The organism is Anaerotruncus sp. 80 (assembly GCF_009936115.1).
Taxonomy (GTDB): domain Bacteria; phylum Bacillota; class Clostridia; order Peptostreptococcales; family Anaerovoracaceae; genus Senimuribacter; species Senimuribacter intestinalis.
Genome location: NZ_QWES01000001.1, coordinates 372,660 through 386,875, shown reverse-complemented (window position 1 = coordinate 386,875; position 14,216 = coordinate 372,660). Strand labels below are relative to the sequence as shown.

Below are 14,216 nucleotides of genomic sequence, written 5' to 3'. Positions count from 1 at the left end.
GAATCTTTTTGGTGAATAAAAATATAGCACATCTTCTAAAAAAATGCAAGGTAATTTTGCAGAGTTTCGCGGCAGGGATTTCTTAACCATCTATAAAAAGTGGCTCGCCTGCCCGACGGATAGTAAGCTTTTTCAAAAAATGTATAATACCAAAGATAAATCTTAATCCCAAATATTTACTCTTTAGTAGTGAAAAAATTTGTTAGAGTCTGATGGACACCATTGCGCCGTCATGGGATTCGACATGAACGATTTCAAGACCGGGATACTCCGCCATGATTTCCCTGTACATCTTGTAGTAAAATTGTATTGCTTTGCGGCTGACTAAGTGTTCAAACTCCTTAGGAACGGATTCCTTCATGGCGTCAAAGGCAGAATTTGGGATAACCTTAAGTGCAACGCCTGCAAGACTGACGGGCACAGGAATGGTCATATGATATTTATCTGCGTGAATTTTGATTTTCATGGGAATCACCTATTCAATACAGATTCGGATAGTGGTATTTTCGGCGGAAGAAGTAACATTGACGATGTCACCGTCTAGTTCTTCATCCAGACATTCGTTGATGGCTTCCATCAATTCGGCTAAATCGAAATCCTGCATCTGTTCTTCCGGCAGGGGCAGTTTTCCTGTGACTTTTAGAATTTTTTTTACAGCACCCACAGGGAACTGTACTGTGACCTTGTCACCGTTTGATTCATTGTCCACAAGGATGCGAAGCATCCGTTTATTGTAAGGCTTTTCAGCCATTAGGGTGGTCTGTGTATCTGTGCTTTGCAGTGCCTCTATCAGATCGGACGCCTCTTCTGCGGTGATGGTTCCTTCTTCTAGCATTTTTAAAATTCTCATTTTCTCTTCCACTTGTGGTTACCTCCATAAATTGATTCATTTTGTTTTACTTCAGCATGGCAAGCGCCTGCTTTGCTGTGATCTCTCCCTTTTCTAGCGAATTTAAGATCTCCTCTCTGCGCATTGCTTCCGCATCTTTTTTGGCTGCATTTTCATATCCCAGCGCTCTGATAATGCCGTCCAGGCGAGCGCGCACTGTAGGATAGGAAATGCCCAGTTCTTTCTCAACTTCTTTAATATTGCCGCGACAGCGGATAAAGGTTTCTGTGAAATACAGTTCTTCTTCTGTAAGATAATCGAACTTGCTCAGTGTAAAATCGTTTTCGATGACGGTTTCACAGCGGCTGCATTTCAGTCTCGTTACCTTCAGTTGCCCGTCGCAGACGGGACAGCGGCTGATGATCTTTTTCATAAATAACTCGTTTTCCTCCCTTCCGATATCAATAATTTAACATCGTAAATTCAAAAAGTCAATATAAAAATTAAAAATATTAATCTTGTGATTGAAAAAATTGATATTTTCGTGACGGAATAAATATGGTAAAATAAAAAGAAAGAAATACTGGAAGTTTATAAGGAGTGTACAGATGAAAGAAGATAACTTTTTTCTAGGTCAAATAGAGGATAAAATTGCCCAGTGCGAAAATAAATTTATTGCAACCCATACCGGATTTATGGACCTGCACCAGCAGTCGCTGGCGCGGGTTTTCTGCAAGAAAAATTTTGTCCAGGTTTTTACACAGAAGCAGGAGGAAGTCCCTGAAATGGCGGAAGAAAGACCTGCCTTGAGGACTTTGTTTTACGGAGGATATGAGCAGGCGGAGCGAGTGATTTTGTTAAATCTGCCGGGGTATGCGGATTTGAAGAATGAGAATCCTTTGGTGATAGTGAGGGCAAAGGTATCGGAGAAAAGTAAGTCGTTGACGCACCGGGATTATTTAGGTTCTCTCATCGGACTCGGTATGAAGAGGGAGATGATCGGCGATATTCTGGTGCGCGATGACGGTGCAGACATCATAGTGCTTGCGGAAATTGCGGACTTTATTTTGCAGAATTACTGCAAAGCCGGTAGAGTCAGTCTTTCGCTGGAAAAATTGGACATTTTTAAGCTCATCGTGCCGGAAGCAAAGGTGAGAGAAATCACCGATACGGTAGCATCCCTGCGTCTTGATAGTATTGTGGCCTCGGCGTTTTCGCTATCTCGCGGAAAGGCAGCAGAGGCAATCACAAGGGGAATCGTTTTTGTCAACAATATGGAGACGGTGAAACCGGATTTTCAGTTGAAAGAAGGGGATAAAATTTCACTAAGGGGAAAAGGCAAAGCCTGTTTGCGGGAGGTAGGCGGCAAGTCTAGGAAAGACAGGCAGTACATTGCTATTGAGAAGTATGAATAACAGGGAAAAATATACAGTAAGCAAATAGATTTTCCAGTAATAAACATTTTTTGACGGATATTCTCTTCCTCGCTGTGATAATTGAGGAATACTGTGTAAAAGCGCAAGGAAAGAATGAATTATATGTGATGCAAGCGAAAGAGGAATTTTCAACAGTATGGGGAGTAATCTAAATAATAGAACTTCTTTTTTGAGACCAAAAAAGGCTGGAGGGGCATAGTCCTTTATGATATGATTGGGGTAGGAAGAGTGGATTGTATGCTTTAGGAGGAGAGAGGATATGATTTTAGGCAGAGATGATTTAAGAGCCATTGGACTGATTGTGGATGAGCGGATTAAACCTTTGGAAGAGAAAATAGATAGGCTGGAAGCCAGAGTCGGTGGTCTGGAAGTCAAAATGGATAGGCTGGAAGCCAGAGTCGGCAGTCTGGAAGTCAAAATGGATAGGCTGGAAGCCAGAGTTGGCAGCCTGGAAGTCAGGTTGGATAGATTGGAAGACGATATGGAAATTCTCAAGGATAGAACCAGCAAGCTGGAAGAGAATATGGAAATTCTCAAGGATAGAACCAGCAAGCTGGAAGAGAATATGGAAATTCTCAAGGATAGAACCAGCAAGCTGGAAGAGAATATGGAAATCGTCAAGGATAGAACCGGCAAGCTAGAAGAGAATATGGAAGTCCTCAAGGATAGAACCAGCAAACTGGAAGAGAATATGGAGCTTGTCAACAGTCAGCTTAATATGCTGAACACCAGCATGCGGGCGGCTAATGAACGAATTGGAAAGCTGGAAGCAACTGTAGGAGATATGAAGTGTCAGATTGACAAGAGAGTCATACCAGGCTTGTCAAATATTGAGGCGGTATATCTTAGCACCTTTGAGCGCTATAAAAGTGAATCGGAAAAGCTGCCGGAGGCATATGAAGATATCGCGATTCTAAAGAAAGTAACCAAAAGTCAGGGACAACTTATAAAAAAGCATGATCAGACGTTGAAAAGACTTCAGGTGCAGTAAAAACAGGAAATGAAACCTGACTAATCATAATAAAAACAAGCTTTTATACATATCAGGAGGACTCCTTCATTTTGAGGGAGTCTTTGTTTTATTTCTGCTATCTTGTGGTGCGATACGGTATACATCTAGCAGGAATTAAACAAAACAGTACTTACACAAATCGTATTTCAGTTTTTTCCAAAAGGAAAGGAGTTTACTAAGAAAAAAATTTGTGCTAGAATATAGCATGGATGAGTAAAATTTGACGAAGTATCAAGAAAGATATACGGGATTTTTGTAGGAAAGGGGCGCCTTATGAAACAGAAAATGACAAAAACAAAATGTTTACTTCTTTGCATTTTGCTTCTTATCGGCACAATTCCTTTTAACATACTATACGCAGAGGAAGAAAAGGATACAACGCCTTATGTGCAGTATAATTTCAACAATAATTTGACAGATGCCAAAGGTCATTCTACACTGACCGCGTGGAGTTCTACTGGGGATAACAACAGAAGCAATGCGACCACCAGCTTTGGAGAAGATGCTGACAATGGAACGTATTGGCAGTGGCACTCCAATACCGCAAGAGGCGGCGGTTTTTATATCGATATTGATAAGGATATTGGGGAAGAATATACCATCGGTCTGAAATTTTCTTTTGAAAACACTCTCGGTGGTTGGAGAAAAATTATCGATTATAAGAATTCAACCGTTGATACAGGGTTTTACTTCTATAATGGTGGACATCTGAATTTCTACAATTATGGGGTCAACGGCGCCAGTGTAACACAGCCGAATCAGGTGGTTGATTTAATCGTAAGAAGAAATAAGAGCGGTACATTTGAGGCTTATATCGTAGATGGTGTCAATAAAAAATTTGATATGTCTGTGCAAGACAGCAGTGGTCAGGGTGTACCGACGGTCATTGGTGGAAAAACCAGACTGGGGTTCTTCTTTGATGATATTGCTACTAGCGCAGAGGCCTCTCCTGGCGGTAAAGTCTACAATTTAAAAATTTGGGATAAATACATGGATCCTGATGATGTAATTGAGGCACTTTTACCGAACGGAACGGTCAATATCCATTATACTGACGAAGATGGAGATGAAGTATTACCTGACGAAAAAGTCAGCGGTAAGAGCGGAAAGCCTTACTCTGTAGCGCACAAAGAGGTGTTCGGATACCAGTATCTGCGTGCAGAGGGGGCGCCTACCAGCGGTACATTCCCAGACAGTGATGAAGTGGATGTTACATTCCGATACAAATGCCTGATTCCTTATACAGTAACAGCCAGATATGTTGATGAAGACGGAAATCAGCTTTGCGAAGATATCGTAGGAAAAGGTGCGGAAGGAAAGACATATAAGGCAAATCAGCTGGAGATTGAGGATTATGATTTTGTTCGAGTTGAAGGAAATGTAAGCGGGACTTACACTAAAAAGCCACAGCTTGTTACTTTCATCTATAAGCCTGAGGAAAAACTGCCAGTAGATGAGAATAGTATGGTAACGGCAGTATATCAGGATGAGGATGGAAATCAAATCAATCCAGACATGATATATAAAGGCTATGTAGGGGAAGCGTATCAGACTTCACAGCTTTATATTCCAGGCTATACTTTTAAAGAAATCATAGGTTCTGCAGCAGGTAATTATACGGAAGATCCGATTGTTGTAACCTATGTTTACACGAAAAAAGCGGAAGACGATCCGGACTCTGATAAGGGTGGCAGTGTCATCATACGCTATCAGGATAATCAGGGCTATACCATCAGCAGTGATGTTTTGTGCAATGGCAATATTGGAGCTGCCTATGTTGCGCCGCTAAAGGATATTGCCAAGTATAAATTTGATAAAGTGATTGGTGAAGAAAGCGGTGTTATTGAGGATGGCGTCAAGGTAGTTACAGTGCTCTACATACCTCTCGCCAGTGACGTGCTGGCAAGATATCTGGATACTGCAGGCAGAACTGTGGCGGAGACAAAAGTTTACTCAGGCGGAGTTGGACAAAGCTACCGCACCGAAAAGCTTGATATAGAAGGCTATGAGTTTATCCGGGTAGAAGGCAATGAAACCGGTACATTCAGTGAAGATGTGCAGGTGGTAAAATATATTTACAGGCAGCGGGGCAGCATTACCGTAAAGTACGTGGATTTAGACGGAAAGCCGATTAAAGACGAAGCTTCTTTTACTGATTATGTGGACGAGGCGTATGATGTGACAGCGCCGTACATTTCCGGCTATGAGCATATCAGAACAGAAGGAGATGCGACAGGCACGTTCCAGCCGGGTAACCAGGTTATCACCCATGTGTATGAGAAAATTAACGAAGGCAGGGTTATCGTGCATTTTGTTGATGACGAAGGAAAACCGGTGCGGGATGATCTGCTGATACATGGCAGAGTTGGAGCGCCCTATGAAGTAGAGGTGCAGCAGTTCCATGGTTATGAGTATGTTCGAACAGAAGGAGAACTTCAAGGCACACTCAGCATGGAAACTGCAGAGGTAACCCACTATTATAAGCTTACGATGCCGGATACAGTAACGGCAAGGTATGTAGATGAGGACGGCAATCTGCTTTGCGATGATATCATCTATAAGGGAAAAAACGGCAGCAGTTATAAGACCTCTCAAATTGAGATTGCAGGCTATGAGTTTGTTAAAGTTACAGGCAGCGAGCAAGGGCGTTTTCAAAGGGAGCCGCAGCTTGTCACCTATGTTTACCGCAAAGCGGCGGAAAAGCCTGTGCCTGAAAAAGGGCAGATAACAGCAAGCTATGTAGATGAAACAGGAAATACCCTTCACAGTAATCTTGTATATCAGGGCGTTTTAGGGGAAAGCTGCCAGACTTCGGCGCTGACCATACCAGGTTACCAGTTGAAAGAGATAGTTGGATCAGAATCTTTGATCTATAAAAAGGAAAATCAGACAGTTACCTACATTTATGTTCCAGAAGATCCGGATACTCCTGAAAATCCGGAGAGGGGTGGTACTGTTATAGTTCGCTATCAGACGGAAGAAGGTCTGACTATCAGACATGACGATGTCTTTAATGGTGACATCGGAGACGCTTATAAAGCTGTTCGCTACCAGATTTCGGGCTATCAGTTTATTCGATCTGAAGGACCGTTTTACGATGCAGCACGGGCAGCCGCAGGCAGTGCGGAAGAAGGCGAAATTGAGGAACGGGTAAAGACTGTCATCATGTATTATGTGCCGGAGGACAAGGCGTCTACGGTGATTGCGAAGTATGTGGATGAAGACGGCAACACGATACAATTTGACAGTATCTATAACGGATTCGTCGGACAAGTCTATCAGACCAGCCAAAAGAATATCAGCGGATACAAGTTTCTGCGTGTTGAGGGCAGTGAAAGCGGTACGTTCAGCGAGGATGTGCAGATTGTAACTTATGTGTACAAGCGAAGTCCAAATGTGGTCATGACGGGCAGAGTGGTAATTCGTTTTGTAGATGAGGATGGTAATATCATTCGAGAGGAAGACACTTACATTGGCTATATCGGTGACAAGTATCAGCTGCAGCAGTATGAAATCAGCGGATATAAATATGTGCGCGCCGAGGGAGAAAGTCAGGGTGTCTTTACTGCAGAGGATCAGGAAATTGTATTGGTTTACCAGAAGCTGAAAGAAGATATCGATAAGCCAGGCGATAATAAACCAGGACAGGACAAACCAGGCGACAGCAAGCCGAATCAAAAGCCAGGAGGCAGTTCTGGGAATTCCGGTGGAACCGGCAACCAGAGCGGCACAAATAAAAACCAGAAAAATGACAATTTGCATCAGATGAATTGGCAGGAAGGTAGACCAAATACGGGTGACCAAACGGCACTACATTTCTATATTGATTTGCTGATTGTATCGATGATAGGGCTTGTTGCCATAGTGAGAAAGTTAAAAATTGACAAGAAAAAATAGAAATGAATAAAGGACAGCATCTGCGAGGGTATCCTTCAGGCAGGGCTGTCCTTGTTTCTTGATTTTTTGTGGTAATAATTTACAAATGCTTTGCTTCTTCGTGACGCTTGACCTTGCCGGTAGTGGTCTTAATCATAGGCTGGTCGGTGACGATGATACGAAGCATCTGCTTGTAGGTCGGCAGTTCTTCGTTAATGATATCGATATCTTTTTTTATGATCTGTTCGATTTCGTCAGGATTAGTGGTGCCATAAGTTTCCTTCATATAATCTGGCTTATAAACAATCTTTGCACAAAGTGCAAGATCTTTTTCGTCCCCGTCTGCTTTGCGCGGCTGACCAAAGACCATATTTTCTTCTACATAAGGCAGATTACTTATGAGAATCTCAAGTTCTTCCGGATATACGTTCTTGCCGTTTTTTAAAACGATGACGTTTTTCTTTCTGCCGCAGATGAAGACATAACCATCTTTATCCAGATAGGCAAGATCGCCGGTATGGAGCCAGCCGTCAGCTAAAATAGCAGCAGTTTCTTCTTCGTTTTCGTAATAACCGCACATTACATTTGGACCGCGGGCGATAAGCTCACCGATACCTTCGCTGTTAGGCTCATCAATGGCAAGTTCAACGCCGGGCATCGCCATACCGATGGAGCCTGTTTTATGCTGCCAGGTATTTTCTGCGGCAAGTACAGGAGAAGCTTCTGTCATACCGTAGCCCTGTACTGCGGTGATACCAAAGTTATTAAAGCCCTCCAGCGCTTCTGGGTCGATGGCAGATGCGCCGCTGATGACGTAGCGCAAATTACCGCCTAGTTGGTCTAAAATTTCCTTAAATAGTTTGCGGCGTATGTCAATACCGACTTTCAGCAGCAGCTTGGATAACTTCAGACCGAAAGTAACTTTCTTTTCCAGTCCTTGCTTTTTTACTGTTGCCATAATCTTTTTATAGATAGACTCGATGAGAAGCGGTACACAGACAAAGAGCGAAACTTTGTATTCAACGATGTTTTTCTGCAGATATTTCAGCCCGTCGCAGAAGGTGGTGGTTACACCGGCAGCCAGCATAACGACTTGACCTGTTGAGCCAAAGGTGTGATGGTACGGCAGAAATGCCATGTTGATATCACCGTGACGGATATCTTCCACTTTAAGCATGGCATAGACATTGGCAGTAATGTTGTACTGGGACAGTTGTACCGCCTTAGCCATGGAAGTGGTGCCAGAGGTGAACAGAATAATTGAGGTCGCTTTTCCATCAATCGGCAATTTGCGATATTCGACAAAACCTGCAGTTAGTGCGTCGTGCCCTTCCTTGATCAAAGCAGGAATGTCTTCATAACCCTCTAAAGGTGACATAGATATGAAGTTTTTAACCTGTGTATTCTGATTTTCCTGCAGGGCAGTTACGATATCAAGGTGCGCAGGATCAAAGACAAGCACATCGGCTTTGCTGCGAATCAGAGAAGATTCCACTTCTTCATAAGGAAGTCCTTTGTCCAGCGGTACGCTGATGCCGAGTCCGCAAAGGGTTGAAAAATATGCTAGCATCCACTCGCAGCAGTTTTTTCCAATAATAGCGATCCGCTTTCCCTGAAAGTCTCGCTGTAAAAAAGCGGTGCCCAGACAGTCTACTCGGTGACGAAATTCCTCGAAGGTAATATGCTCGTAGGAGACTTCTTTCTTTCCCTTTTTATGTTTTATAATAAAGGCGTCATCGCTGCGGTAAGCTTTTGCGCTGTAGTCCAGCAGCGCTCTGAAATCTTCGTGAAATACCGGATGAAAGACCTGTTTCAGTTCCTGAATTTTTTTCAATTTTATATCTCCTTATGTTTAAAAATTGGCGGTACAAATCCTATAATATTTACGTAGTTATTGAAACTATATTAACTCATTATAATGACTTTGTCAACGGGTTGACAGAAACTTTCCTCTGTGGTATGATTTTTCACAGCAATGAATGAGAAAGAAAGGGATGTATCATGGGAAAAAGCAAAGGTCTGGAACAATTTAAACTGCCAAGATGGGAAGAACTTCCTTCTATTGACCTATATCTGGATCAGGTGCTGTCGCTTTTGGAAACGTGGCTGGGACCTTATCTGACCTTTGACGGCAAGAAAATCATGACAAAGACCATGATAAACAATTATGTCAAGCAAAAGTTCATCGCACCGCCTGTCAACAAGAAGTACGACAGAACAGCCGTCGCTTCTCTTTTTGTCATTGCTATTTTGAAGCCAGTTTATACAATCGAAGAGATTTCTAGATTGATTAAACTTTCTATTAGAATCAACGAGAAAGAGAAGGCTTATAATGAGTTTTGCGGACACATCGAAAGTGCGGTGTATCATGCTTTCCATCAAACTTCTATGCCGAAAATTCCCTGTGAAACTGACCCGCGCCACCTGTTCTGGAATGTCTGCAATTCTTTTGCGTGTCAGCTTTACGTGCGGAATATCTACTTGCAGTCCCACCCCAAAAATGATAAAATTTAATGAAATATGTACTTTGATTTATGAAGGAGTAAAATAGATGAGCGTTTTAACAGTAGAAAAAGTGTCTCACGGATTCGGCGGCAGGCAGATTCTGGAGGACGCTTCTTTTCGTTTAAATAAAGGAGAACATGTAGGTCTTGTCGGCGCTAACGGCGAAGGAAAGACTACCTTTTTAAATATTATAACCGGCAATCTAATGCCTGATGCAGGTACAGTCAGCTGGTGTAATCATATCACTACAGGTTATCTGGATCAGCGCACAACGCTGAGTCAGGGAAAGACCATCAGAGAGGTGCTGCGAGAGGCTTTTAGCTACTACTTTGACCTCGAAAAAGAAATGCTGGAAGCCTATGACAAAATGGCTACAGCATCGGATGATGAGATGACGCGTCTCATGGAAGACGCTGCGGAGATTCAGGATATTTTGGAGCACAGTGGGTTTTACACCATCGATTCCCGAATTGAGGAATTTGCAGGTGGTCTGGGACTTGCTGACATTGGTCTTGACAAGGACGTGTCAGAGCTTTCAGGTGGACAGCGTTCCAAGGTGCTTCTGACAAAGCTGCTTTTGCAGAACCCCATGATTTTGATATTGGACGAGCCAACCAACTATCTGGATGAGAATCACATTATCTGGTTGACTAGATTTTTGCAGAACTATGAAAATGCGTTTATTCTGGTGTCCCACGACATTCCGTTTTTGAACGACGTGGTCAACGTGATTTACCATGTAGAGGATGCAGTGCTGACCCGCTATAGCGGAAACTACGATGATTTTATGCACATGTACGATATCAAGCGGGCGCAGCTAGAACAGGCGTACAAGAAACAGCAGAAGGAAATCGCCGATCTGGAGGATTTTATCGCCAGAAACAAGGCGAGAATCGCAACCACCAACATGGCAAAATCTCGCCAGAAAAAGCTGGATAAGATGGAAAAAATTGAGTTGATTAAAGAAAAACCGAAGCCGACTTTCCGCTTTGACTATTCTCGTGCGCCGGGTAAGTATGTCATCGAAGCGGAAAACCTGGTGCTGGGCTATGATGACGCACTGACAAAGCCGCTGACTTTCCATGTGGAGAGGGGCAAGAAGATTGCCATTAAAGGAGTTAACGGTCTCGGAAAGTCTACTTTGCTGAAAACCATGCTTGGAATTATCCCAGCTTTTGGTGGCAGTGTAAAGCTGGACTACTATGCGGAGCCAGCTTACTTTGAGCAGGAACACGATGGCAGCGATAAAACTGCTTTGCAGGATTTCTGGGACGAATTTCCGGCGCTGGATAATGGAGAGGTACGCCGCGCTCTTGCAAAGTGTGGATTGACCAATGAGCATATTGAAAGTCAGGTGCGCGTTTTGTCCGGTGGAGAAAATGCCAAGTTCCGTCTCTGCAAGCTGATGCAGAGACCTATGAACCTGCTGGTTTTGGACGAGCCGACCAATCACCTTGACCCTGTTGCCAAAGATGTACTGAAAGAAGCAGTTCGTGACTTTAAAGGTACTGTCATTCTGGTCAGCCATGAACCGGAATTTTATCAGGACATCGTCACCGATATCTGGAATATCGAGGACTGGACTTGTAAGGTGATTTAATAACCATAAGATAGCGACAATCTGCGGTAATCGCAAAAATGACACAACTGGTATAGTTTTGAGGGGAAAGTGTCATTTTTGAAAAACGTGTTTTAGACAAACTGACACATTGAGGCAAAATACAGATCCTTTGTGTCAGTTTTCTTTGTTTGAGCGGCAGGGGACAGTATCCCCTGCGAAATTCCGAAAGGGAATTTTATATAGTGTTATGGGTGAAAACGATAAAATTAGCTTGACCGACAAAATGGATTAAAGTAGAAAACTGCCTGCAGGCGATTTTGTCAATCGACCAGTACAGGCAGTTTCCTTTATAGGATATATTGCAGTATAGTGGTTGCTGAATTTATAGGAAGGAAATGACTCCTGTTGGAGAGCATTTCAGACTTAAAGAAACATTTTTTGTGATATCTGATTTATATTGGAATGTACCTTGTCCAGTAGCGACTGCACCGGAAACGCTTCCGTGTTTGTAAATGCACTTCCAGCCGGAAACATGGATATTGTAGCTGGTGTCTGCTTTTGTTGCTTTGGCGGTAGTTCCATTGTAAGTGAAGGTTCCGGTCAAAGTGAAATCCCATTCTTTGCTGCTATTTGCAGCATAGTAAGTGTAGGTTCTGCTGGCGGACTTAGTTTTTTCGCTTGCCAATGGAATGATAGAACTCGTTTCTATAGTAGTTGTAATGATTGCATAGGAACCATCTGGATAGAATTCTTTCTCATAGGTGGTATCTGTTTGCGTTGCAGCAGATATAGGGATTGTAAACGCTATAACCATAGCAATCATTGAAAATAGAGTGATAATTTTACGTTTCACTTCGACTTTCTCCTTTACTTGTATTTTATTCTTCTATTACATCATCATCTGCATTTTCTTCATTATCGTGAATTATGATGACATCAGTCGCCATGACTTGTGTATGCTTTCTTAAATCATGGAGATGCAGCATCTCGCCGATTACGATTGCAACCAAAGCAAGAATGATAGCAGTTTTTAGCCAGCCTCGTTTTCTGGATTTAGCAATTTTCTTCGGCTTGAGGGCAGAACATGTTTCTAAAAAATCTGCCGCAACTTCTTCCGGTGTGCCGAATTCCTCTACTAGTGCGGAAATCGAAAGGATTGTGTGCACTTCGGCATAGTCATATAGTTGCTGGCGGAGTCCGTCAATAAAGCCGTCGGATTCTGCTAGATGATAGATCGCTGCTTCAATTTGCTGCAGATATTGTTCAATTTCCTGGTTTGGCGTATACATCAGTCGTCCCTTTCTTTCTCAGTATATACGACGGACTGAACCGCGCGGCTCAGCTTGACATACAGAGATTTTAGTCTGTGCAGATGCGAAATTCCTTCTTCTGTGATGCGGTAATACACTCTGACTCGGTTGCTTTCTGAAATGGTTTTTCCAACTTCTTCGACAAAGCCTTGTTCCAGCAGTTTGCTGAGAGTGGTATAAAGGAGGGGCATCTTGTAAATACCGTCTGTGCGCCGCAGACACTCCTGGGTAATTTCATAAGCGTACATTTGCTCCTGCTCTGATAAAAGTGTAAGCACCATCAGGGGAAGGGTAGATTTCTTGAACTGGGCTTCGAAATTATCCAGGACGTCCCTGCCGCCGGCGGCAGCGTTTTTCTTTTTCATAAAAACCCTTTCTGTCCTAAATTCTCCTATATCCTTATTATACCCCAAAAGAAACACAAGTCAATCGTTCATATAAAAAAATCATCTATAAATGAAATTTTTCCATATATTTTATTGACATATATAAAAAAGCGTGATATTATAATGGCAAGGATATAGATTGAATTTTCTGATAATACGGTTCTTTGGGCAAGGGGACAAAGAGATACAGGGGAGGAGAGATTCTGATGTGAGCTTTTTTACTATACAGCTTTGAACAATTATAAATTGCAATGAAAGGAGTAACTATGAAAAAAAGTGCAGAAAGACTAATTGCCTTATTATTAGTGCTTTGCCTAATGATTGGGACTTCAAATATCACTTTTGCAAACACCGATAGACCTGAAAAAACTTTAAAAGAAGACGCTAATAATTTTGTGATTAGTGAATATGATTTATATAAAGATTTATCACAAAAAAGTGATTCGGAATTGAAACTTGAAGGTTATAGTGACAAGAACATAAAAGAGCTTCGCGAAAAAAATCCTAAGGCGGAGTTGAAAAAACTATCTGAGAAGAGTATTCTTGAATTAAAAGCGTTAGGATATGATCAAGAAAGGATTAATGCCATATATTCAGTTAAAAATCTTGACGAGAATCAAATTTCTGACGAGGTATTGCGAGTTGTATGGGCAAAAGTGGAATTAACTTTAAGATCATTATCTTATACTACGACTGGAACATTAACAAAAGGAACTACAAATGCTAGATTGATGGCAACCTGGAAATGGGATCTATGTCCAAGCACAACATATATAGATAAACTTGTTTTTTCATGGGGAAAATCATTGGCATCGAAAGATGCGGACATCACTATAAAGCATTATTCGTCGACTGATAAAGTCAAAAAAACAACAAAAGGAACGGTGGCAGAAAAAGATCCTAACCATGGATGTGCCCTTGAAATTAAGTTTGTTGCTGGTCTGAAGAATGGAGGAAATGCGTATATCACTTTATATTCTTCTCAACAGGCATTAAAAAACATAGAGTGCAAAGTAACGTACGGTCATAGTATGGTTACATTAACGCCGAGCGTTAGCTGGAATGGTGCAAGTGTATCTTTTGGAACGTCGACAAAGGACATGGGAAGCAAAACAATCACACTTGAATAGTTGAAAATAAAGCAACATTTAGCTTCTATGGAGGTTAATCCTAAATGAATGTAAAAAAGATTGCCAAGAGTATTTTATTCTCATTTGTAATTATGGTGATACTATATCTGACCATAGTTCCAATCTTGGCGTATTTCTTTGGAGAAGAGTTAGGCGTATTTCTAGCCATTT

The 14,216-nt window shown here is 42.1% G+C and carries 13 protein-coding genes; 6 read left to right on the top strand and 7 right to left on the bottom strand.

What is annotated here, in order from left to right:
• Nucleotides 1-202: 202 nt before the first annotated feature.
• Genes D1155_RS01800 through D1155_RS01790 form a run of 3 tightly spaced genes read right to left on the bottom strand, consistent with a single transcriptional unit; the run spans nt 203 to nt 1,262 of the window.
• Nucleotides 203-466, bottom strand: coding sequence for a hypothetical protein (locus tag D1155_RS01800; RefSeq protein WP_160200695.1), 264 nt, complete (start codon nt 464-466; stop codon nt 203-205).
• Nucleotides 467-475: 9 nt separating this feature from the next.
• Nucleotides 476-862, bottom strand: a complete 387-nt coding sequence (locus D1155_RS01795; RefSeq protein ID WP_160200694.1) for a hypothetical protein — start codon at nt 860-862, stop codon at nt 476-478.
• 34 nt (nt 863-896) lie between these two features.
• Nucleotides 897-1,262: a DUF2089 domain-containing protein gene (locus tag D1155_RS01790; RefSeq protein WP_160200693.1), complete on the bottom strand. Its 366-nt coding sequence runs from the start codon at nt 1,260-1,262 to the stop codon at nt 897-899.
• A gap of 175 nt (nt 1,263-1,437) precedes the next feature.
• On the opposite strand from D1155_RS01790, the gene D1155_RS01785 reads away from it, so the two are divergent.
• The 3 genes from D1155_RS01785 (at nt 1,438) to D1155_RS01775 (ending at nt 7,174) form a co-directional block, all read left to right on the top strand.
• Nucleotides 1,438-2,244, top strand: a complete 807-nt coding sequence (locus tag D1155_RS01785) for a YlmH/Sll1252 family protein (protein ID WP_160200692.1) — start codon at nt 1,438-1,440, stop codon at nt 2,242-2,244.
• A 280-nt stretch (nt 2,245-2,524) separates the two neighbouring features.
• Nucleotides 2,525-3,256: a hypothetical protein gene (locus tag D1155_RS01780; protein ID WP_160200691.1), complete on the top strand. Its 732-nt coding sequence runs from the start codon at nt 2,525-2,527 to the stop codon at nt 3,254-3,256.
• Nucleotides 3,257-3,550: 294 nt separating this feature from the next.
• Nucleotides 3,551-7,174: a MucBP domain-containing protein gene (locus tag D1155_RS01775; protein WP_160200690.1), complete on the top strand. Its 3,624-nt coding sequence runs from the start codon at nt 3,551-3,553 to the stop codon at nt 7,172-7,174.
• 79 nt (nt 7,175-7,253) lie between these two features.
• Here the strand turns inward: D1155_RS01775 and D1155_RS01770 are convergent, their stop codons facing one another.
• Nucleotides 7,254-8,987 (bottom strand): AMP-binding protein, encoded by a 1,734-nt coding sequence (locus D1155_RS01770; protein ID WP_160200689.1) that lies wholly within the window; start codon nt 8,985-8,987, stop codon nt 7,254-7,256.
• A 167-nt stretch (nt 8,988-9,154) separates the two neighbouring features.
• On the opposite strand from D1155_RS01770, the gene D1155_RS01765 reads away from it, so the two are divergent.
• Both D1155_RS01765 and D1155_RS01760 read left to right on the top strand, forming a co-directional pair.
• Nucleotides 9,155-9,667: a DUF1836 domain-containing protein gene (locus tag D1155_RS01765; RefSeq protein ID WP_160200688.1), complete on the top strand. Its 513-nt coding sequence runs from the start codon at nt 9,155-9,157 to the stop codon at nt 9,665-9,667.
• A 37-nt stretch (nt 9,668-9,704) separates the two neighbouring features.
• Nucleotides 9,705-11,258 (top strand): ABC-F family ATP-binding cassette domain-containing protein, encoded by a 1,554-nt coding sequence (locus tag D1155_RS01760; protein ID WP_160200687.1) that lies wholly within the window; start codon nt 9,705-9,707, stop codon nt 11,256-11,258.
• Nucleotides 11,259-11,601: 343 nt separating this feature from the next.
• Here the strand turns inward: D1155_RS01760 and D1155_RS01755 are convergent, their stop codons facing one another.
• From D1155_RS01755 to D1155_RS01745, 3 genes are read right to left on the bottom strand one after another with little or no spacing between them, the layout of a single operon-like run.
• Nucleotides 11,602-12,072, bottom strand: a complete 471-nt coding sequence (locus tag D1155_RS01755; protein ID WP_160200686.1) for a hypothetical protein — start codon at nt 12,070-12,072, stop codon at nt 11,602-11,604.
• A gap of 25 nt (nt 12,073-12,097) precedes the next feature.
• On the bottom strand, nt 12,098-12,508 hold the full coding sequence (locus D1155_RS01750; RefSeq protein ID WP_160200685.1) for a hypothetical protein: 411 nt from the start codon (nt 12,506-12,508) through the stop codon (nt 12,098-12,100).
• Nucleotides 12,508-12,894 (bottom strand): PadR family transcriptional regulator, encoded by a 387-nt coding sequence (locus D1155_RS01745; RefSeq protein ID WP_160200684.1) that lies wholly within the window; start codon nt 12,892-12,894, stop codon nt 12,508-12,510. Before D1155_RS01745 ends, D1155_RS01750 begins: the two co-directional genes overlap by 1 nt.
• Before the next feature lie 287 nt (nt 12,895-13,181).
• Here D1155_RS01745 and D1155_RS01740 point away from each other — a divergent pair, with 287 nt between their 5' ends.
• Nucleotides 13,182-14,045: a hypothetical protein gene (locus D1155_RS01740; RefSeq protein ID WP_160200683.1), complete on the top strand. Its 864-nt coding sequence runs from the start codon at nt 13,182-13,184 to the stop codon at nt 14,043-14,045.
• The last annotated feature ends 171 nt before the right edge of the window (nt 14,046-14,216 follow it).

Coding starts and splice junctions, on each gene's coding strand:
- D1155_RS01780 (WP_160200691.1), top strand. CDS start 2,525: ATGATTTTAGGCAGAGATGATTTAAGAGCCATTGGACTGATTGTGGAT.
- D1155_RS01785 (WP_160200692.1), top strand. CDS start 1,438: ATGAAAGAAGATAACTTTTTTCTAGGTCAAATAGAGGATAAAATTGCC.
- D1155_RS01745 (WP_160200684.1), bottom strand. CDS start 12,894: ATGAAAAAGAAAAACGCTGCCGCCGGCGGCAGGGACGTCCTGGATAAT.
- D1155_RS01790 (WP_160200693.1), bottom strand. CDS start 1,262: ATGAAAAAGATCATCAGCCGCTGTCCCGTCTGCGACGGGCAACTGAAG.
- D1155_RS01765 (WP_160200688.1), top strand. CDS start 9,155: ATGGGAAAAAGCAAAGGTCTGGAACAATTTAAACTGCCAAGATGGGAA.
- D1155_RS01775 (WP_160200690.1), top strand. CDS start 3,551: ATGAAACAGAAAATGACAAAAACAAAATGTTTACTTCTTTGCATTTTG.
- D1155_RS01740 (WP_160200683.1), top strand. CDS start 13,182: ATGAAAAAAAGTGCAGAAAGACTAATTGCCTTATTATTAGTGCTTTGC.
- D1155_RS01760 (WP_160200687.1), top strand. CDS start 9,705: ATGAGCGTTTTAACAGTAGAAAAAGTGTCTCACGGATTCGGCGGCAGG.
- D1155_RS01750 (WP_160200685.1), bottom strand. CDS start 12,508: ATGTATACGCCAAACCAGGAAATTGAACAATATCTGCAGCAAATTGAA.
- D1155_RS01800 (WP_160200695.1), bottom strand. CDS start 466: ATGAAAATCAAAATTCACGCAGATAAATATCATATGACCATTCCTGTG.